The sequence below is a fragment of the Prauserella flavalba genome, assembly GCF_003202235.1.
In the GTDB taxonomy this organism is placed as follows: domain Bacteria; phylum Actinomycetota; class Actinomycetes; order Mycobacteriales; family Pseudonocardiaceae; genus Prauserella_A; species Prauserella_A flavalba.
In genome coordinates this window covers 37,512-54,848 of the sequence record NZ_MASU01000007.1, presented here as the reverse complement: position 1 = coordinate 54,848, position 17,337 = coordinate 37,512, and the positions used below count along the sequence as shown (strand labels likewise).

Below are 17,337 nucleotides of genomic sequence, written 5' to 3'. Positions count from 1 at the left end.
AGGCCACCTTTGTTGCGTTGAGCGCAGCAAAGGTGGCCTTGGGGGCCGTTTCAGAGGCTCAGGAGGCGGGGACCGAGGCGACGCCCGGGGCCAGGAACGGCTTGCCGTTCACCCGCTCCGAGACGCCCGTGCGGTCCAGGTAGGGCGTGATGCCGCCCAGCCAGAACGGCCAGCCCGCGCCGAGGATCAGGCACAGGTCGATGTCCTGGGCTTCCGCGACCACGCCCTCGTCGAGCATGATCCGCACCTCCTCGGCAAGCGCGCCGAGCGCCCGCTCGCGCACCTGCTCGGCCGTGGACGGCGCGTCGCCCCGCTGCCAGAGCGCGGCGACTTCGGGGTCGACGGTCCGGTTGCCCGAGGAGTCCCACCGCCACACGGCCGACTTGCCCGCCTTCACGAACCGCTCGAGGTTCTCGCTCACCCCGAACCGGCCGGGGAACGCGCCGTGCATGGTCTTCGCCACGTGCAGCGCCACCGGCGGGCCGACGAGCTGCAGGAGCGTCAGCGGTGACATCGGCAGGCCGAGCGGGTCGAGCGCGGAGTCGGCGACCTCGAACGGCGTGCCCTCGTCCACCGCGGCCAGCACCTCGCCGAGGAAGCGGGTGAGCAACCGGTTCACCACGAACGCCGGCGCGTCCTTCACCAGCACGCTCGACTTCTTCAGCTGCTTGCCCACGGCGAACGCGGTCGCCAGCGCGGCGTCGTCGGTGCGCTCGCCGCGCACGATCTCCAGCAGCGGCAGCACGGCCACCGGGTTGAAGAAGTGGAACCCGACCACGCGCTCGGGTTGCTTCAGCTCGGCCGCCATCGCGGTGACCGACAGCGACGAGGTGTTGGTCGCGAGGATCGCCTCGGGGCCGACGTGCTCCTCCACCTCGGCGAACACGGTCCGCTTGACGCCCAGCTCCTCGAACACGGCCTCGATCACGAAGTCCGCGTCGGCGAACGCCGCCTTGTCCAGCGAACCGGACACCAGCGCAGTCAGCCGGTTCGCCTCGTCCGGCGAGATCCGCTTCTTCGCCAGCAGCTTGCCGATCTCGTCGTGCACAGAGGACACTCCCTTGTCGACCCGTTCCTGGTCGATGTCGGTGAGCACCACGGGAACCTTGAGCCTGCGCACGAACAGCAGCGCCAGCTGGCTCGCCATCAGTCCCGCGCCGACGATGCCGACCTTGTTCACCGGCCGTGCCAGCGACTTGTCCGGCGCGCCCGCGGGCCGCTTCGCGCGCTTGTTCACGAGGTTGAACGAGTACAGCCCCGCGCGCAGCGGGTCGGTCAGCAGCAGCTCGGCGAGTGCGTCGGTCTCCGCGGCGAACCCGGTGTCGAGATCCGCCGTGCGGGCCAGCTCCAACAGCTCCAGCGCCTTGGCGGCGCCGGCCGAGGCGCCCTTCGTCTTACCGTCCACAAGGGACTTCGCGCGCGCCAGCGCGGCGTCCCACGCCTCGCCGCGGTCGATCGCCGGCCGCGTGGGCGTGACCTCGCCGCGCACCACCTTCGCCAGCCACAGCAGCGACTGCTCCAGGAAGTCGGCAGAGCCGAGCAGCTGGTCGGCGATGCCGAGCTTCGCCGCCTCCGCCGGCTTGAGCATCCGGTTCTGGTTGAGCGCGTTCTCGATCAGCACCGTCACGGCGGCGTCGGCGCCGATCAGGTTCGGCAGCAGCTGCGTACCGCCCCAGCCGGGGAAAAGGCCGAGAAACACCTCCGGTAGCGACAGCGCGGCGGCGTTGTCGGACAGCGTGCGGTAGTGGCACGACAGCGCGAGCTCCAGGCCGCCGCCCATCGCCGCGCCGTTGACGAACGCGAACGTCGGGATCCTCGACTCGGTGAACCGGCGGAACACGTCGTGCCCCGCCTGGGCGATCAGCCGGGCCACCTCCGGGTCGGCGACCCGTTCGATGCCCGAGAGGTCGGCGCCGACGGCGAACACGAACGGCTTGCCGGTGACCGCGATCGCGGCGGGCTCGGCGGCGATCGCCTCGTCCAGCGCGGCGTTCAGGCTCACCAGGCCCTGCGGCCCGAACGTCGAGGGCCGGGTGTGGTCGTGCCCGTTGTCGATCGTGATCAGCGCGACCGGCGCCGCCAGCCCCGGCACGGGCACCAGCCGGGTCACCGCATGCGTGACCACCTCGTCGGGAAAGGCGAGCTCGGCCTGCTCCTGGGTAATCACTTGGTCCCCTCCCAGTTCGGGTTCTCCCAGATGACGGTGCCGCCCATGCCGATGCCGATGCACATCGTCGTGAGCCCGTACCGGACGTCGGGCCGCTCGGCGAACTGGCGCGAGAGCTGCGTCATGAGCCGCACCCCCGACGACGCCAGCGGGTGACCGCACGCGATCGCACCGCCCCACTGGTTGACCCGCGGGTCGTCCTCGGAGATGCCGAAGTGGTCGAGGAACGCGAGCACCTGCACGGCGAACGCCTCGTTGATCTCGAACAGCCCGATGTCGCCGATCGACAGGCCCGCCCTGGCGAGCGCCTTCTCGGTCGCCGGCACCGGCCCGACGCCCATGACCTCGGGCTCGACCCCGGCGAAGGCGTAGCCGACCAGCCGCATGCCGACGGGCAGGCCCAGCTCGCGGGCGATCGACTCCTCCGCGAGCAGCGCGCCGGTGGCGCCGTCGTTGAGGCCCGCCGCGTTGCCCGCGGTGACCCTGCCGTGCGGGCGGAACGGCGTCTTCAGCCCGGCGAGGCCCTCCATCGTCGTACCGGGGCGGGGCGGCTCGTCCTCGGTCACCAGGCCCCAGCCCAGCTCGGGGTGCCGCGTCGCGACGGGCACCAGGTCGGGACCGATCCTGCCGGTCTTCACCGCGTCGGCGAAGCGCTCCTGGCTGCGCACGGCGTAGGCGTCGCAGCGCTCCCTGGTGATCGCGGGGAAGCGGTCGTGCACGTTCTCGGCGGTCTGGCCCATCACCAGCGCGGAAGGGTCGACGAGCTTGTCGGCGAGAAACCGGGGGTTCGGGTCCACGCCCTCGCCCATCGGGTGCCTGCCCATGTGCTCGACGCCGCCGGCGATCGCGACGTCGTAGGCGCCGAAGCCGATGCCGCTCGCGGTGGTGGTCACGGCGGTCATCGCACCGGCGCACATGCGGTCGATCGCGAAGCCCGGCACGGACTTGGGCAGCCCGGCCAGCAGGGCGGCGGTGCGGCCGATCGTCAGGCCCTGGTCGCCGATCTGCGTGGTCGCGGCGATCGCGACCTCGTCGACGCGCTCTGGCGGCAGCTCGGGGTGCCGCCGCAGCAGTTCGCGGATGACCTTGACGACGAGGTCGTCGGCCCGCGTGTGGGCGTAGACGCCCTTGTCGCCTGCCTTGCCGAAGGGGGTTCGGACCCCTTCGACGAAGGCCACGGTGCGCACGGATGCGGCCACGGATGCTCCTTGGTGCGGAAGATCGAGGTAACTCGGATAGCCGCACCCTAACCCTGGTTACCGCCCGGTAACCAGGGTGGTTCCCCTGTCGAGTGGCTCACAGCCACTGGTCAGGCGGTGGCGTGCAACGCCTTGCTGATCTCGGCGGCGGTCAGTTCCACCTGCCACGGGCGGGCACCGTTTTCGCGCAGCACCTGCGCGACGCCCTCCGGAGAGCGGTCCTCCGGTGGCCGCCAGCACGTCCGCCGCAGCAGGTCGGGCAGCAGCAGGTTCTCCACCGGCAACCGGTGGTGCTCGGCGAGGCTCGTCAGCGCGGCCCGTGCCGCCGCGAGCCGGGCGGCCGCGTCCGGGTCCTTGTCGGCCCACCGGTTGGGCGGGGGAGGGCCGTCGTTGGACACCGACGGGCTCGGCAGCTCCGAGGCGGGCAGCATCCGTGCCGCCTGGAGGTGCCGCAGCCAGTTGTTGGTGTAGCGCCGCTGCACCCGCCCGCCGAACACGGGCAGCGCCTGCAGGTCCGCACTCGTGCGCGGGTCGGCGAGGACGGCGTTGATGATCGCGCTGTCCGGCAGTACCCGGCTCGGCGCGCGGTCGCGCTTGCGGGCCTGCTCGTCACGCGCCTCCCACAGCGCGCGCACGGCGGCGAGGCCTTTGGCCGTGCGGATCTTGTGAATGCCGGAGGTCCGCCGCCACGGCTCGGCCCTCGGCGCGGGCGGAGGTGCGGTGCGGACGGCCTCGAACTCCTGGCGGGCCCAGTCGAGCTTGCCCTGCGCGGACAGCTCGGCCTCCAGCTTGTCCCGCAGCGGCACGAGCAGCTCGACGTCGAGGGCGGCGTAGTTGAGCCAGTCGGTGGGCAGCGGCCGCTTCGACCAGTCGGCGGCGCTGTGGCCCTTCTCCAGCTGGTAGCCGAGCAGCATCTCGACCAGCGTGCCCAGCGCGACGCGCTCGTAGCCGGCGAGCCTGCCGGCCAGCTCGGTATCGAACAGCGACGGCGGGCGCAGGTCCAGCTCGGCGAGGCACGGCAGGTCCTGGGAGGCGGCGTGCAGCACCCATTCGGCACCGCTGAGCACCTCGGCCAGCGGCTTGAGCTCGTCCCGCAGCGGGATGGGATCGATGAGGAAGGTGCCGGCGCCCTCGCGTCGCACCTGCACCAGGTAGGCCTTGGGCCAGTACCGGTACCCGGAGGCCCGCTCGGTGTCGACGGCGATCGAGCCGCTGCCGGCAGCCAGGAGGTCGCACGCCTCACGCAGCGCGGCGACGTCGGAAATGACCGGAGGCGTGCCCCCGGCCGGTTCCGTCAGCGGTATGGGCGCAGACTCCTCCGGCACCTCGGAGGCGTGATCTGCGTTTTCCACAAGAATGAACCCTACGGGACGAGCTCACCGCGCCTGGTTCGCCCGTCCCGTAGGGACGCCCTGCGCCTAGCGGATGACGCCGGCCCGCATGGCCAGCGCCACCATCTGTGCCCGGTCGCCGGTGCCGAGCTTGCGCCCGATCCGCGACAGGTGCGACTTCACCGTGAGCGCGGAGAGGCTCAGCTCCTCACCGATCTCCTTGTTGGACTGGCCGTCCGCGACCAGCTGGAGCACCTCGACCTCGCGCGCCGACAGCTCACGCGGGGTGTTGTCGGTGCCCGCGACCCTGGTGCCGGTGGCCAGCACAGGGGCCACGCTCGGGTCGGCGTAGACGCCGCCCTCGAGAACCCTGCGCACGCCGTCGGTGACCACCACGGGCGACGCGGACTTCAGCAGGTAGGCCTGTGCCCCCGCCTGGAACGCCGAACGGACCGCGTAGGGGTCGTCCGACGAGGCGAGCACCACAACCCTGGGCCAGCCATTGCTGCGGAGCTCGGTGACCAGTTCGATGCCGCTGCCGTCCGGCAGTCCGAGATCGAGGATCGCCAGGTCGCACGGCCCGGTGGCCGCCGCCCTCGCCCTCGCCTCGGCCACCGTCGCGGCCTCGTGCACCGTTCCAGCGCCCATCTGCGCCAGTCGTGCGGCAATCGCCTCCCTCAACAGTGGGTGGTCATCGACCACCAGCACGGAAAACAACTCTTCCCGCGGATGCGGAACCATGCTCGCCGGCAAGGCACCGGCTGGCGTGGAACGAACGGCCTGCGAAAAGCCGACGGCAGCCACGTCACTACCTCCCTGGAGTCGGTCGTGCCCCCCGACCGGCACCGGGACTTTCGGCCAATCAGCCGCGCCAGCTTTAGACCGAAAGTGGTGTCGTCGGATGCACTCTAGCCGCCCGAGTGGGTCAGTGGGGGGATCGAACGGGTATCTATCCCGATCGGGTAGTTACTCGCCGCCGCCGCTGTAGCACGTTCGGGTCAATACACGGCGAGTGGTTAACGAAGCGCGCTCCGTCGGCGATGTACTAGGTTTGCGGAGGTCAAACGGCTCGTGCAGACGTCGCGTGCACGCCCTTCGCGGGGCCGGCGGTGCGACAGGAAGTATCGCGGGAGGCCGGAACGAACCCCGGCCGGGGGTCGCGCTACGACGTCTGGCGCTGTTCGAACAGCGTTACTCCGACTGGAGGAAGGCCGGCGTAGCTCGCGACGAGCTGACAGAACGCCTCGCCGTGCGGGCGCAGCTCCGCGCTCGTCGGCGTCCACGACGCCCGCAGCTCCAGATCGTCGGTCCGCGAGGGGCCCGCGATGTCGCCGAAGCGCGCCGAGGACGTCTCGGTGACCGTGCCGCCCAGCGCCGTCCAGGAGGCTCCCGAGGACTCCAGCGCGTCGGTGAGCCACGACCAGCCGACCGCGGGCAGGAACGGGTCGGTGGCCAGCTCCCGGTCCAGCCCCGCCCGCACGTACACGACAAGCCGGAAGACGCCGTCCCAGGCCTCCTGGCCCTCGGGATCGTGCAGCAGGACGAGCCGCCCCGACGCCAGCACGTCACCGGGCCCGGTGGTCTCGCAGCCCAGCGCGTAGGACCACGGCGCGAGCCGCTGCGGCGCCCTGATCGGCTCGAGGCTCACCTCCGGCCGGGGACGCACCGATTGCAGCGCTGCGACGGCGTCTCGGAACTCCTCCGGCGCCTGCGTCATGGCGGTCACCGCCCGACTGTAGAGCGCGCCCCGCCGGGGCCGGGCCAGGACGCGCCGACAACCGGCTCTCTATCAGGTCATGGCACGATAACGATGATGACAGTGCCTTCCTCGCCTCCCTCACCTCCGTCGCCTCCGTCGCCCCCAGCGTGCCCTCCGGTCTCGCGCGGGAACGCGCGCTCGGCGCGCCGGGATCTCGCCGACGCCCCGCTGCTCGTCGCGGCGCGCGGCGGCCGCCCCTCGCGGGTGCCCGTGTGGTTCATGCGCCAGGCGGGCCGGTCGCTGCCCGAATACCGCGCCCTGCGCGAGGGCGTGTCCATGCTGCGGGCGTGTGCCGATCCGGAGATGCTCGCCGAGATCACCCTCCAGCCGGTGCGCAGGCACGGCGTCGACGCCGCGATCCTCTTCAGTGACATCGTGGTGCCGCTGCACGCCGCTGGGATGGAGATCGACATCGTGCCCGGCACGGGTCCGGTGGTGGCCGCGCCGGTGCGCACCGCGGAGGCCGTCGCGGCGCTGCCCTCGCTCGACCCCGCCCAGGTCTCGCCCGTCACCGACGGGATCGGGCTACTGCTGGAGCGGCTCGGCGACACCCCGCTGATCGGGTTCGCCGGGGCGCCCTTCACGCTCGCGTCCTACCTCATCGAGGGCGGGCCCAGCCGCAACCACGAGCACACCAAGGCGCTCATGCACGCCGAGCCGCGCCTGTGGCACGAGCTGGCCGGCAGGCTCGCCGACATCACGCTCGCCTTCCTGACGGCTCAGCTCGACGCCGGGGTCGACGCGATCCAGCTGTTCGACTCGTGGGCGGGCGCGCTCTCGCCGAAGGACTACCGAGAGTTCGTGCTGCCGCACTCGGCGAAGGTGCTCGCGGGTGTCGGGGAGTACGGCGTGCCCCGCATCCACTTCGGCGTCGGCACCGGCGAGCTGCTCACGGCGATGCGCGACGCGGGCGCCGACGTGGTCGGTGTCGACTGGCGGGTGCCGCTCGACGAGGCCGTCCGCAGGCTCGCGGTACCCGGCGGGCCCGCGCCCGTGGTGCAGGGCAACCTCGACCCCGCGCTGCTCATGTCGTCGTGGCCGGTGATCGAGGCCGAGGTCCGGCGCATCGTCGCCGAGGGGCGCGCCGCGGGCGGGCACATCTTCAACCTGGGTCACGGCGTGCTGCCCGACACCGACCCCGAGGTGCTCACGCGCGTCGTGGAGCTGGTGCACAGCCTGTGAGGACAGCGTGAGGGTCGTCGTCGTCGGGGGAGGGATCTCCGGGCTGACCGCCGCCTACCGGCTGCGCCGGCGGCTCGGCGACACCGCCACGATCACCGTGTGCGAGGCGGCGTCCGTGCTCGGCGGCAAGCTCCGCACGGTGGAGCTGGCGGGCCACCCGTTCGACGTCGGCGCCGAGGCGTTCCTCGCGCGCAGGCCCGAGGGGCTCGCGCTGGTCCGCGAGGCGGGCCTGGCCGACGAGCTGAACCATCCGGCGGCCGCCTCGGCCACCGTGCGGGCCGGGGGCAGAACCCTGCCGCTGCCGCGCGGCACGCTCATGGGGGTGCCCGCGCGCGGCGACGCCGTGGCCGGCGTGCTGTCGGAGGAGGGCAGTGGGCGTGTCGAGGCGGAGTCACGCCTGCCGGGGCTCACGCTGCCGGACGGCGACGTGCCGCTCGGCCGGCTGCTGCGGGAGCGCTTCGGCGACGAGCTGGTGGACCGGCTCGTGGACCCGCTGCTCGGCGGTGTCTACGCAGGGGGAGCCGACGGGCTGGGTCTGCGGGCGACCATGCCGGCGCTCGCGGCCGCCGTCGACGCGGGAGCCACGTCGCTCACCGAGGCCGCCGCGTCCCAGCTGCCTGCCAACCCGAGCACGGCACCCGTGTTCGCCACGCTCACCGGCGGGCTCGGCACGCTCGTCGACCGCCTAGCCAAGGAGGCCGCCGCCGACGTCCGGCTCGGTGTTCCCGTGCGGGCGCTGCGCCGCCTGCCGGAGGGCGGCTGGCGGCTCACGCTCGGCGCCGCCGCGGCGGCTCACGCACCCGCCGACGCGGAGCTGGACGCCGACGCCGTGGTGCTGGCCGTGCCCGCGCCCGCCGCGAGCAGGCTCCTCGCCGACGTCGCGCCCGCCGCGGCGGACGCGCTCGCCGGGATCGAACTGGCCTCGATGGCGGTGGTGGGCCTCGCGCTGCCGCCGGGAACGGAGCTGCCGCCCGCGTCCGGGCTGCTCATCGGCGAGCGGGAACGCCGCGCGGACGGCACGCCGTTCGCGGCCAAGGCGTTCACCTTCTCCGCCCGGAAGTGGCCGCACCACGCGGTCGAGGGCGCTCCGGTGCTCATCCGGGGCTCGGTGGGCCGCTTCGGCGAGACCGAGCGCCTGCGCGCGACCGACGAGGAGCTCCTGCGGCTGGTGCGGGACGACCTCGCCGAGCTGACCGGGGTCACCGCCGAACCCGTCGACGCGGTCGTGCAGCGGTGGGGCGGCGGGCTGCCGCAGTACGGGGTCGGCCATCTCGACCGGGTCGCCCGCGTCGAACGCGCGGTGGCGGACCTGCCGGGCCTCGCGGTGGCGGGCGCCGCGCTGCACGGCGTTGGCGTGCCCGCCTGTATCGCCACCGCGGACGCCGCCGTCCGGCGCCTGGTGGGAAACTAGGGGCATGGCGCGCCTGAACTACCAAGAACTCAACGACACCATCCGCTACACCGCCTGGTCGGTCTTCAAGGTCGACGCGGGCAGGCTGCCCGAGGACCGGGGCCCCTCCGCGCAGGAGACCACCGCCTACCTCGACGCGCTCGAGGGCAAGGGCGTGGTCGTGCGCGGGGTGTACGACGTCGCGGGCCTGCGGGCCGACGCCGACTACATGATCTGGTGGCACGCCGAGGAGATCGAGCAGGTCCAGGCCGCCTACACCGGCTTCCGCCGCACCCCGCTCGGCCGGGTCTCCTCGCCGGTGTGGAGCCAGGTGGCGCTGCATCGGCCCGCCGAGTTCAACAAGAGCCACATCCCGGCGTTCCTGGCGGGCGAAGAGGCACGCAAGTACGTGTGCGTGTACCCGTTCGTCCGCTCCTACGAGTGGTACCTGCTGCCCGACGAGGAGCGGCGCAAGATGCTCGCCGACCACGGCAAGGAGGCGCGTGGCTACCCGGACGTGCGGGCCAACACGGTCGCGTCGTTCGCGCTCGGCGACTACGAGTGGATCCTGGCGTTCGAGGCCGACGAGCTGCACCGGATCGTCGACCTGATGCGGCACCTGCGCGGCACCGAGGCGCGCCGGCACGTACGGGAGGAGATCCCGTTCTACACGGGCACGCGCGTCGAGCCCGGCGAGCTCGTCCGCAACCTGCCATAGCGCTAAACTAGCGCTATGGCGACGATCCAGATCCGCAACGTCCGGGACGAGGACTACCAGGCGTTGCGGGAGGCCGCGGAGGCCGAGGGCAAGTCGCTGCAGGCCTACATGCAGGAGCAGGCCTCGGTGCTCGCCCGGCGCGCGAAGAAGAAGGCCGCGTTCGACGCGGCCCGCTCCGCGCTGGCCACCGACACGGGGACCGGGGTGACCACCGAGAGCGTCCTCGCCGACCTCGACGCGATCCGCGGTCCCTGGCCGGGCGAGGAATCCGCCGCCCGTGGCCGATGAGCTGGTGGTCGACGCGTCGGCGATGGTGAAGGCGCTGACCGGAGCCGACGCGACGGCACAGCTGCTGGCCGAGAGGTTGAGCGTCGCTGAACTGCACGCACCGCATCTGCTCGACGCGGAGGTGGGCGACGTCGTCCGGCGAAGGGCCCTGCACGGGGCGCTCGGCGAGGAGGTCGCGGCCGCGGCACTCTGGTCGCTGGACGCCCTGCTCGACGCCCGCTACCCGCATGCGGGACCACTCGCCCGCGCCGCCTGGGAGCTACGAGACCGGATCCGCTTCTACGACGCGCTCTACGTCGCACTGGCCGCACGGCTCGAACTGCCCCTGCTCACGGCCGACGCCCGGCTCGCGCGCGCCCACGGCCTGCCGTGCGCGGTCGAGGTGGTCTGAGCCGGGCTACGCCTCGGCGGGCACCAGGCGCAGGGCGATCGAGTTGATGCAGTAGCGCTGGTCGGTGGGCGTGCCGTAACCCTCGCCCTCGAAGACGTGGCCGAGGTGGCTGTGGCACGTCGCGCACAGCACCTCCACGCGCACCATGCCCAGCGACCGGTCCTCGCGCAGGATCACGGCGTCGGTGTCGGCCGGGTCGTAGAACGACGGCCAGCCGCAGTGGCTCTCGAACTTCGTGTCGCTGCGGAACAGTTCGGCGCCGCACGCGCGGCACTCGTAGACGCCCGTGGTCGTGGTGTCGGTGTACTCGCCGGTGAAGGGCCGCTCCGTGGCCGCCTGGCGGAGCACCGCGTACTCCTCGGGGCTCAGCTGGGCGCGCCATTCCTGGTCGGTCTTCTGGACGCGAGGGGAGGTTCCGGCGGCGTGTTCCATGCCTTCCAGGCTACCTGGCGAGCCAGTCCAGCAGGTTGCCCAGCGTGTCCCACGCGGTGACGAGCACACCCACCAGGATCAGGCACACCACCAGCACGGCGACCAGCCAGCGCAGGCCGCCCGCGCGGTTGCTGCCCTCGGCGAACTCGGACACGCCGCGCAGCGAGCCCTCGATCGTGAACGCGGGCTCGCAGTGCTCCATGCGGTCGAGGTGGGCGGCGAAGGCCTGGGCCTCGGGGTCGTCCGGGTCCAGGCCGATGAGCTCGTCGTCGAAACGCGAGCTGTGCCGGGAGGCCTGGTCATCGGGCATGGCTCCACGGTAAGGCACGCGGGGCCGGAAGCCCATCAGCCCGAGGAGCTGTTGTCCGGCCGAGTGTTGCCGTCGATCAGCAGGGTGCCGCCGGAGTCGATCACGCGCATCGTCATGACCTGCGGCCCATTGCCGATGTCGACGGTGAGCTGCATGTCGACCGAACCGTCGGGGTTGTTCGCTCGCTTGTACGCGCTGATGCCGCGGAACGAGGAGACCGTGTTCTCCTCCCAGTACTCGGCGAACTCTTCGGGGTCGTTGTCGTAGGCGGCCTTGCCCGCCGGCGTGAGCCGGTTCCAGGAGCCCGCGGGGTTGCTGTAGAAGGCTTCGATGACCTGGCCCGCCGCACCCCACTGCACCGGGCCACCGGTGTGCGCGGCCTGCGACGGGGAGGTCGGGGAACTGGGCGAGCTCCGCGTGGAGGTCTGCGGGTTCCGGGTCTCGCCGTTGCCGCCTGCGTTGGGTGTCTCGTCGTTGCCGCTCGACGTGAGCACGATGGCCAGTACCGCCGCGATGACGAGCACTGCCGCACCGATCGCCCCGAACACGAGCGGCCTGCGTCTCGAGCCGGTGCCCGCGGGCTCGCGTGGCGGGGGCACCGGGGTGCCCGCCGTGGTCGGGTTGCGCGGCGGGCCGCTGGGAGCCTGGTTGCGCTGCCACGGCGGCGTGACGGGCGCCGAAGCCGGCGTCACCGGCTTCGGACCGCCCTGCTGCGCCAGGCCCAGCGGGGGAGAGACCAGGGTCGCGCCGAGGGCCTTGCCGTTGCTCTCGCCCGCGGCGAGCGCGGCGAGCCGGTCGCGCGCCTCGGCCATGCTGGGCCGTTCCTCCGGCTCGGCCCGCAGCAGGCTCATGAGCAAGGCCGTCGCCGGGCCGGAACGGGTCGGCGGGTTGAGCTTGCCGCTGGCCGCGGCGTACAGCAGGGCGAGCTGGTTGGTGCTGTCGCCGTAGGGAGGCAGCCCCTCGATGGAGTGGTACAGCGTCGCGCCCAGCGAGAAGACGTCGGAGGCGGGCTTCGGGTCGGCGCCCCGCGCGAGCTCGGGAGCCAGGTAGGCGGGCGTGCCGCCGATCAGGCCGGTCTGGGTGAGCGTGAGGTCGCCGCTGGCCCGCGAGATGCCGAAGTCCATGATCTTGGCGACGCCGTTGTCGTCGATGAGGATGTTGCCCGGTTTGATGTCCCGATGCACGATCCCCGCACGATGCGCCGCCACCAGCGCCGCGGCCACCTGCTCGCCGATCCTCGCCACCTCGGCGACCGGCAGCGTGCCGCGCTCGGCCAGAATCGCGGAGAGGCTCTGTGAGGGCAGGTACTCCATGACGAGACACGGATCACCCTCGTGCTCGGCGATGTCGAACACCACGATCGCGTTGGGGTGCTGGAAACGCGCGGCGTTCTTCGCCTCGCGCATGGCGCGCTGGCGGACGACGGCCCGCTCGGACTCGCTCAGCCCCGGCTGCGTCAGGATCTGCTTGACGGCGACCGAACGCTCCAAACGCTCATCGATCGCCCGCCAGACGATGCCCATGGCACCGCTGCCGATGTGCTCAACGAGGCGATAGTGGCCTGCGATCAACTGACCGGTGTCGATGACGCCTACTCCTCGGCTACTTCTCGCGATCGTGAATGGACCCAGCGCGATGATCCGGTTCGCGCCCCGACCGAGTGTAGCGGTGCCCACTCGATGACCCGCGTGAACCGCCGATGCGCGGCGGATCAGTTCAGCGCGCGTTCAGGTTCCGCGGGATGCGGCTGTGCCGGTCCTGTCGTGCGGATGACGCGCAGCAACCCTAGCGCGCCCAGCCCGGCGAAGACCACATAGCAGGCAAGCAAAAGCGGCGGCGTGGTGCCGGTGAGGGCGTCCCCGAGCACCACGACCGCGACGGTGCCGGGAAAACTGCCCAGCGCGGTGCCCAGCAGGTAGGGGCGCAACCGGATCGAGGACACGCCGCAGCAATAACTGAACGGCGCAAAGGGAATCACGGGAATCAACCGCAGCGACGCGACGGCGAGCACGCCACCGCCCGCGAGCCGGTCGTTGACCGCGCGGACAGGTGTGCGGTGCAGGTTCCGGGACACCGCCTCCCGGCCGAGGCCCCTGGCCAGCAGGAAACCGAGCAGCCCCGAGATCACGGTGGCCGTGAGCGCGACCACGATGCCCACCACCTCGCCCAGCAGCAGGCCCGCGGCCAGGTTGAACACCGTGCGCGGTATGGGAATCACGGTGAACGCCGCGTACGCCAGGAGGAACAGCACCACCGCGGCGGTGCCCGCGTCCTCGGCCATCGCGCGCAGCTCGGCGGGGCTGGGGACCGGCAGGGTGAGCGCCGCCACCACGAACACCACGACCAGGACGAGTCCGATGATCATCTTGGTTCTGCCTGCCACCTCTTCACGGTAGTGCACACCCGCGGACCGCCCGCGCGGCTAGGCTGCGGGGGTGGCCAGACACGGCGAAGCGGTCGAGTACCAGGTCGGCGCGCACACGGTGCGGGTGTCCAATCCGGACAAGGTGTATTTCCCCGAGCGTGGCATCACCAAGCGCCAGGTCGTGGAGTACTACCTCGCGGTGGCCGATCCGCTGCTGCTGGCCATCGGCGACCGGCCGACCACGCTGAAACGCTTCGTCGACGGCGTCGCGGGTGAGCCCTTCTACGCCAAGCGCCTGCCGAAGGGCGCCCCGGAGTGGGTCGCGACGGCGCGCGTCACGTTCCCGTCGGGCCGCACGGCCGACCAGGTGTGCCCCACCGAGCCCGCCGTGCTCGCGTGGGCGGCGAACCTCGGCACCCTCGACTTCCACCCGTGGCCGGTGCGCAGCGCCGACACCGACCACCCCGACGAGCTGCGCATCGACGTCGACCCGCCGGACACCGCCGGGTACGCCGACGCCGTCCACGTCGCGGGCGTGGTGCGGGAGGTGCTGGCCGACGCCGGCCTCACCGGCTACCCGAAGACCTCGGGTGGGCGTGGCGTGCACGTGCTCGTCCGCATCCGGCCGGACTGGGACTTCGTCGACGTGCGGCACGCGGTGATCGCGCTCGGCAGGGAGGTGGAGCGGCGCACGCCGGACCGGGCGACGATCGCGTGGTGGAAGGAGGAGCGCGGTGGCCGCGTGTTCCTGGACTACAACCAGGCGGCACGCGACCGCACGGTCGCCTCGGCGTGGTCCGTGCGCGGCACACCGCGCGCGACCGTCTCGATGCCGCTGACCTGGGCGGAGCTGGCCGAGGCGGATCCGGACGACTTCGACGTGCTGACCGTGCCGGGCCTGCTCGCCGAGCGCGGCAACCCGCACGAGGGCATCGACGGCGAGGCGTTCGGGATCGGGGAACTGCTCGAGTGGTACGCGCGTGACCAGCGGGACCACGGCCTCGGCGACCTGCCCTACCCACCGGACCACCCCAAGATGGCGGGGGAGCCGAGGCGCGTCCAGCCCAGCAGGGCACGCCCGGAGTGACCGCTCACGCCGTGCCGACCGCCCCCAAGGCCACCTTTGTTGCGTTCAACGCAACAAAGGTGGCCTTGGGAGGCGTTCAGGGGGTGCCGTTGCGCAGCGCGTAGCCGCTCACGAACTCCGGAGGGATCCGGATGAGCGCCCCCGGCCGCAGGCCCGACCACGGCCGCAGCAGCAGCTCGCAGCGCTCGGCGGCGCTTCCGCTCACCAGCTCGGCCTTGCCCGTGACGCTCACGCTCCAGCCGAGGTGGTCCTCCGGGCTGATGACCCCGGCCTCGTACGCCACGATCTGTCCCACGGCGGAGTTGAGCTCGGAGCCGGAGTGGCTGCGGATGATCACGTCGCCCTCGTCGAGCACGTGGGTGGCGGGCCGGATCGCGGGCAGCGCGTGGAGGGTGAAGGCGACCCGACCGAACGACACGGTGCCGAGAAGCCGCAGGGCGGCTGACGTGCTCAGCTCGTCGATGCGCCGGATGTCGGCGTCGCTCATCAGAGCAGTATTCGGCCCGCCCCGCGGGCGTCCCTAGGGCACAAAGTCCTCAGGTGCCCTGGTGGTCGTTCACCCGGCCAAGGCACCGGAACGCGCCGTCACCGGTGAGCACGCCGAGGTCGCCGGTCGCGAACCAGCCGTCGCCGGTGAGCCGTGGCGGCCCGTGCTCCGGATGCCCGAGGTAGGCGTCGGCGACGCCGTAGCCGCGGAACTGCAGCTCACCCTGCTCGCCGCCGGGCAGCGGCCGCCCCGACACCGGGTCGGTCACGCGGACCTCGACCTCCGGCGACACCGGCCTGCCGCCCGCGTGCCACCGCGCCGGCGCGGGTGCGTCACCCGGCCAGAGCGCCGGGGGCACGAGCACGTCCGCGGAACCGTAGACGCCGGTGCTGACGACGCCGAGCTCCTTCTCAGCCCAGCCGGCGGCCTCCGGGTCACCACCCGTCGCCCCGAGCACGCCCAGCCAGCGCCACGTCGGCAGTGCGCGATGCCTGCGATGCCACGCGTCGGCGAGCCGCCGCGCGGTGCCGTCGTCGGCGACGAGCTGGGTGGCCCCGAAGCGGGCCATGTCGTCGAGCAGCGTGTCCTCGTCGCAGCCCGGCTCCAGCAGGCAGCCGGCACCGCCCGCGAGCGCGGCGAAGGCGAAGCAGAAGCCGGGCACGCCCGTCAGCGGTCTCGTGCACGCCATCAGGTCGTTGTCGCGGATGCCGAGCGCCTCGGCCACGGCGAGGGAGTGCCGCACGATCGCCGACTCGCGGTGGGCGGCGAGCCCCGGCGCGAACGCCACGGCCAGCTCGTCGCCACTGGTCTTCGGCATCGGCATGCCCGCCGTCGTCGCGCTCGGCAGCCACGCCCCGCCGCCGACGTCCCACGGCGAGGGGTCGATGGGCGCCCTCCCGTTCGGGCCCGCGATCACGGCCACCGCGGGCACGGGCGCTTCCGCGGCCGCGACGGCCTCGCGCAGCGCCGCGACCAGCCCGTCGCCGTCCTCGCCCGCAGGGAGCGCGACGACCCTCGGCCTCGCCCGGCCCAGCACCGACGCCGCGGCGTCCGGCTCGGTGCGCGGGTCGAGGCCTACGACGTGGGCGCCGAGCGACGCGGCCGCGATGTGCCAGTCCAGGACATCGGACCAATTGGGCAGCCACGCGACCACGCCGTCACCACGGCCGACGCCCGCCGTCGCGAGATCGGCGCGCAGCTGTAGCGTGCGCCGCCACAGCTCGGAGCGGCTCACGTGAACGGGCTGTCCGGGATCGGCGTCGATCGCGATGAGTGCGTGCGGGTCGCGCTTGGTCAGGCCAGCGAGCAACGACAGAAGATTCACCGCGGGCCAGCGAAACATCCCCCACGGTCCGCGTCAAGTGGCAGTAAGTTGATCGCCATGCGAGGCCGCCGCATGATCGTCATCGCACTGGCCGTGGTATTGCTCGCGGCCCCCATTGCGGGCGCGCGCCAGGACCCGGCGCTGCGGGTGCTGAGCTTCAACGTGCACGCGGGCATCGGCGCGGACGGCACGTTCGACCTGGCGAGGACCGCCGAGGCCATCCGGGCGACCGGGGCCGACGTGGTGGGCCTGCAGGAGGTGGACGTGCACTGGTCGGCCCGCAGCGGCTACGCCGACGAGGCCCGCGAGCTGGCGCGGCTCACCGGCCTGCGCGTGTACTTCGCGCCGATCTACGACCTGGAGCCGGAGCGGGGGCACGAGCAGCGGCGCCGCTATGGCGTGGCGGTGCTCAGCAGGCATCCGATCGTGGCCGCCGCGAACCATTCGCTCACCCGCCTGTCCACCGTCGAGCCGGATCCGGTGCCGGAGCTCGCGCCCGGCTTCGCCGAGGTGGTGGTGTCGGTGCGTGGTGAGCCCGTGCACGTCTACACCACCCACCTCGACCACCGGCCCGATCCCGCGGTGCGGGCGGCCCAGGTGCGCGAGATGGTCGCCGTCCTCGACCGGGCGCCCCCGGGGACGCGGCAGGTGCTGACGGGCGACCTCAACGCGGAGCCGGACGCCCCCGAGCTGGCGCCGCTGTTCGCCCGCGTCACCGACGCGTGGCGGGCCGCGCCGGGCACGGGGGAGGGTCACACCCACCCGGCGCCGGAGCCGACGTCCCGGATCGACTACGTGACCTTCTCCGGCCCGCTGCGCGCCACGCACGCCTCGGTTCCGGCGACGGAGGCCTCCGACCACCGCCCTGTGCTGGTGGAGCTGACCGAGCCGGCCTGACCGCACTGAG

The 17,337-nt window shown here is 72.7% G+C and carries 18 protein-coding genes; 7 read left to right on the top strand and 11 right to left on the bottom strand.

The window, feature by feature from the left end; genetic code table 11:
- Positions 1-58 precede the first annotated feature (58 nt).
- From BA062_RS18735 to BA062_RS18715, 5 genes are all read right to left on the bottom strand, one after another.
- Positions 59-2,167: a 3-hydroxyacyl-CoA dehydrogenase NAD-binding domain-containing protein gene (locus BA062_RS18735; RefSeq protein ID WP_110338482.1), complete on the bottom strand. Its 2,109-nt coding sequence runs from the start codon at positions 2,165-2,167 to the stop codon at positions 59-61.
- A complete protein-coding gene (locus BA062_RS18730; RefSeq protein ID WP_110339038.1) occupies positions 2,164-3,354 on the bottom strand; it encodes a thiolase family protein in 1,191 nt (396 codons plus the stop codon). The genes BA062_RS18735 and BA062_RS18730 overlap by 4 nt, the downstream gene beginning before the upstream one ends.
- Positions 3,355-3,476: 122 nt before the next feature.
- Entirely contained in the window at positions 3,477-4,718 is a 1,242-nt protein-coding gene (locus BA062_RS18725; protein WP_110338480.1) for a ribonuclease D, read from the bottom strand.
- Between the two features lie 66 nt (positions 4,719-4,784).
- The gene (locus tag BA062_RS18720; protein WP_110338478.1) at positions 4,785-5,501 is read right to left on the bottom strand and encodes a response regulator transcription factor; all 717 of its coding nucleotides are present in this window, start codon (positions 5,499-5,501) and stop codon (positions 4,785-4,787) included.
- A gap of 358 nt (positions 5,502-5,859) precedes the next feature.
- Positions 5,860-6,423 carry a DUF3000 domain-containing protein gene (locus tag BA062_RS18715; RefSeq protein WP_168214017.1) on the bottom strand — a complete coding sequence of 188 codons (564 nt, stop codon included), beginning with the start codon at positions 6,421-6,423 and terminating at the stop codon, positions 5,860-5,862.
- 87 nt (positions 6,424-6,510) lie between these two features.
- Here BA062_RS18715 and hemE point away from each other — a divergent pair, with 87 nt between their 5' ends.
- Genes hemE through BA062_RS18690 form a run of 5 tightly spaced genes read left to right on the top strand, consistent with a single transcriptional unit; the run spans position 6,511 to position 10,425 of the window.
- The gene (gene hemE, locus BA062_RS18710; RefSeq protein ID WP_110338474.1) at positions 6,511-7,638 is read left to right on the top strand and encodes a uroporphyrinogen decarboxylase; all 1,128 of its coding nucleotides are present in this window, start codon (positions 6,511-6,513) and stop codon (positions 7,636-7,638) included.
- 7 nt (positions 7,639-7,645) lie between these two features.
- A complete protein-coding gene (gene hemG, locus BA062_RS18705; RefSeq protein WP_110338472.1) occupies positions 7,646-9,049 on the top strand; it encodes a protoporphyrinogen oxidase in 1,404 nt (467 codons plus the stop codon).
- Between the two features lie 4 nt (positions 9,050-9,053).
- Positions 9,054-9,746 (top strand): hydrogen peroxide-dependent heme synthase, encoded by a 693-nt coding sequence (hemQ, locus tag BA062_RS18700; protein WP_110338470.1) that lies wholly within the window; start codon positions 9,054-9,056, stop codon positions 9,744-9,746.
- 15 nt (positions 9,747-9,761) lie between these two features.
- On the top strand, positions 9,762-10,034 hold the full coding sequence (locus tag BA062_RS18695; RefSeq protein WP_245959896.1) for a FitA-like ribbon-helix-helix domain-containing protein: 273 nt from the start codon (positions 9,762-9,764) through the stop codon (positions 10,032-10,034).
- Positions 10,024-10,425: a type II toxin-antitoxin system VapC family toxin gene (locus BA062_RS18690; protein ID WP_245959895.1), complete on the top strand. Its 402-nt coding sequence runs from the start codon at positions 10,024-10,026 to the stop codon at positions 10,423-10,425. The genes BA062_RS18695 and BA062_RS18690 overlap by 11 nt, the downstream gene beginning before the upstream one ends.
- 6 nt (positions 10,426-10,431) lie before the next feature.
- Here BA062_RS18690 and msrB read toward each other — a convergent pair whose 3' ends face one another.
- The 4 genes from msrB to BA062_RS18670 form a co-directional block, all read right to left on the bottom strand.
- Positions 10,432-10,857 (bottom strand): peptide-methionine (R)-S-oxide reductase MsrB, encoded by a 426-nt coding sequence (gene msrB / locus BA062_RS18685; protein ID WP_110338468.1) that lies wholly within the window; start codon positions 10,855-10,857, stop codon positions 10,432-10,434.
- A 10-nt stretch (positions 10,858-10,867) separates the two neighbouring features.
- Complete coding sequence (locus tag BA062_RS18680; RefSeq protein WP_110338466.1) at positions 10,868-11,167, bottom strand: hypothetical protein; 300 nt, start codon at positions 11,165-11,167, stop codon at positions 10,868-10,870.
- A 35-nt stretch (positions 11,168-11,202) separates the two neighbouring features.
- Complete coding sequence (locus BA062_RS18675) at positions 11,203-12,738, bottom strand: serine/threonine-protein kinase (RefSeq protein ID WP_110338464.1); 1,536 nt, start codon at positions 12,736-12,738, stop codon at positions 11,203-11,205.
- Between the two features lie 140 nt (positions 12,739-12,878).
- The gene (locus tag BA062_RS18670; RefSeq protein ID WP_110338462.1) at positions 12,879-13,532 is read right to left on the bottom strand and encodes a TVP38/TMEM64 family protein; all 654 of its coding nucleotides are present in this window, start codon (positions 13,530-13,532) and stop codon (positions 12,879-12,881) included.
- Between the two features lie 70 nt (positions 13,533-13,602).
- Here BA062_RS18670 and ligD point away from each other — a divergent pair, with 70 nt between their 5' ends.
- Positions 13,603-14,619: a non-homologous end-joining DNA ligase gene (ligD, locus tag BA062_RS18665; protein ID WP_110338460.1), complete on the top strand. Its 1,017-nt coding sequence runs from the start codon at positions 13,603-13,605 to the stop codon at positions 14,617-14,619.
- A 76-nt stretch (positions 14,620-14,695) separates the two neighbouring features.
- Here the strand turns inward: ligD and BA062_RS18660 are convergent, their stop codons facing one another.
- Positions 14,696-15,106 carry a pyridoxamine 5'-phosphate oxidase family protein gene (locus BA062_RS18660; protein ID WP_110338458.1) on the bottom strand — a complete coding sequence of 137 codons (411 nt, stop codon included), beginning with the start codon at positions 15,104-15,106 and terminating at the stop codon, positions 14,696-14,698.
- 49 nt (positions 15,107-15,155) lie between these two features.
- Positions 15,156-16,430, bottom strand: coding sequence for an AMP-binding protein (locus BA062_RS18655; RefSeq protein WP_110339032.1), 1,275 nt, complete (start codon positions 16,428-16,430; stop codon positions 15,156-15,158).
- 57 nt (positions 16,431-16,487) lie between these two features.
- Between BA062_RS18655 and BA062_RS18650 the strand changes: the two genes are divergently transcribed.
- Complete coding sequence (locus BA062_RS18650; protein ID WP_110339030.1) at positions 16,488-17,327, top strand: endonuclease/exonuclease/phosphatase family protein; 840 nt, start codon at positions 16,488-16,490, stop codon at positions 17,325-17,327.
- Positions 17,328-17,337 lie beyond the last annotated feature (10 nt).

Excerpts from the sequence above, each read along its gene's own strand:
- BA062_RS18660 (WP_110338458.1), bottom strand. The coding sequence starts at position 15,106 with ATGAGCGACGCCGACATCCGGCGCATCGACGAGCTGAGCACGTCAGCC.
- BA062_RS18695 (WP_245959896.1), top strand. The coding sequence starts at position 9,762 with ATGGCGACGATCCAGATCCGCAACGTCCGGGACGAGGACTACCAGGCG.
- hemQ (WP_110338470.1), top strand. The coding sequence starts at position 9,054 with ATGGCGCGCCTGAACTACCAAGAACTCAACGACACCATCCGCTACACC.
- BA062_RS18670 (WP_110338462.1), bottom strand. The coding sequence starts at position 13,532 with ATGATCATCGGACTCGTCCTGGTCGTGGTGTTCGTGGTGGCGGCGCTC.
- BA062_RS18680 (WP_110338466.1), bottom strand. The coding sequence starts at position 11,167 with ATGCCCGATGACCAGGCCTCCCGGCACAGCTCGCGTTTCGACGACGAG.
- hemE (WP_110338474.1), top strand. The coding sequence starts at position 6,511 with ATGACAGTGCCTTCCTCGCCTCCCTCACCTCCGTCGCCTCCGTCGCCC.
- BA062_RS18650 (WP_110339030.1), top strand. The coding sequence starts at position 16,488 with ATGCGAGGCCGCCGCATGATCGTCATCGCACTGGCCGTGGTATTGCTC.
- msrB (WP_110338468.1), bottom strand. The coding sequence starts at position 10,857 with ATGGAACACGCCGCCGGAACCTCCCCTCGCGTCCAGAAGACCGACCAG.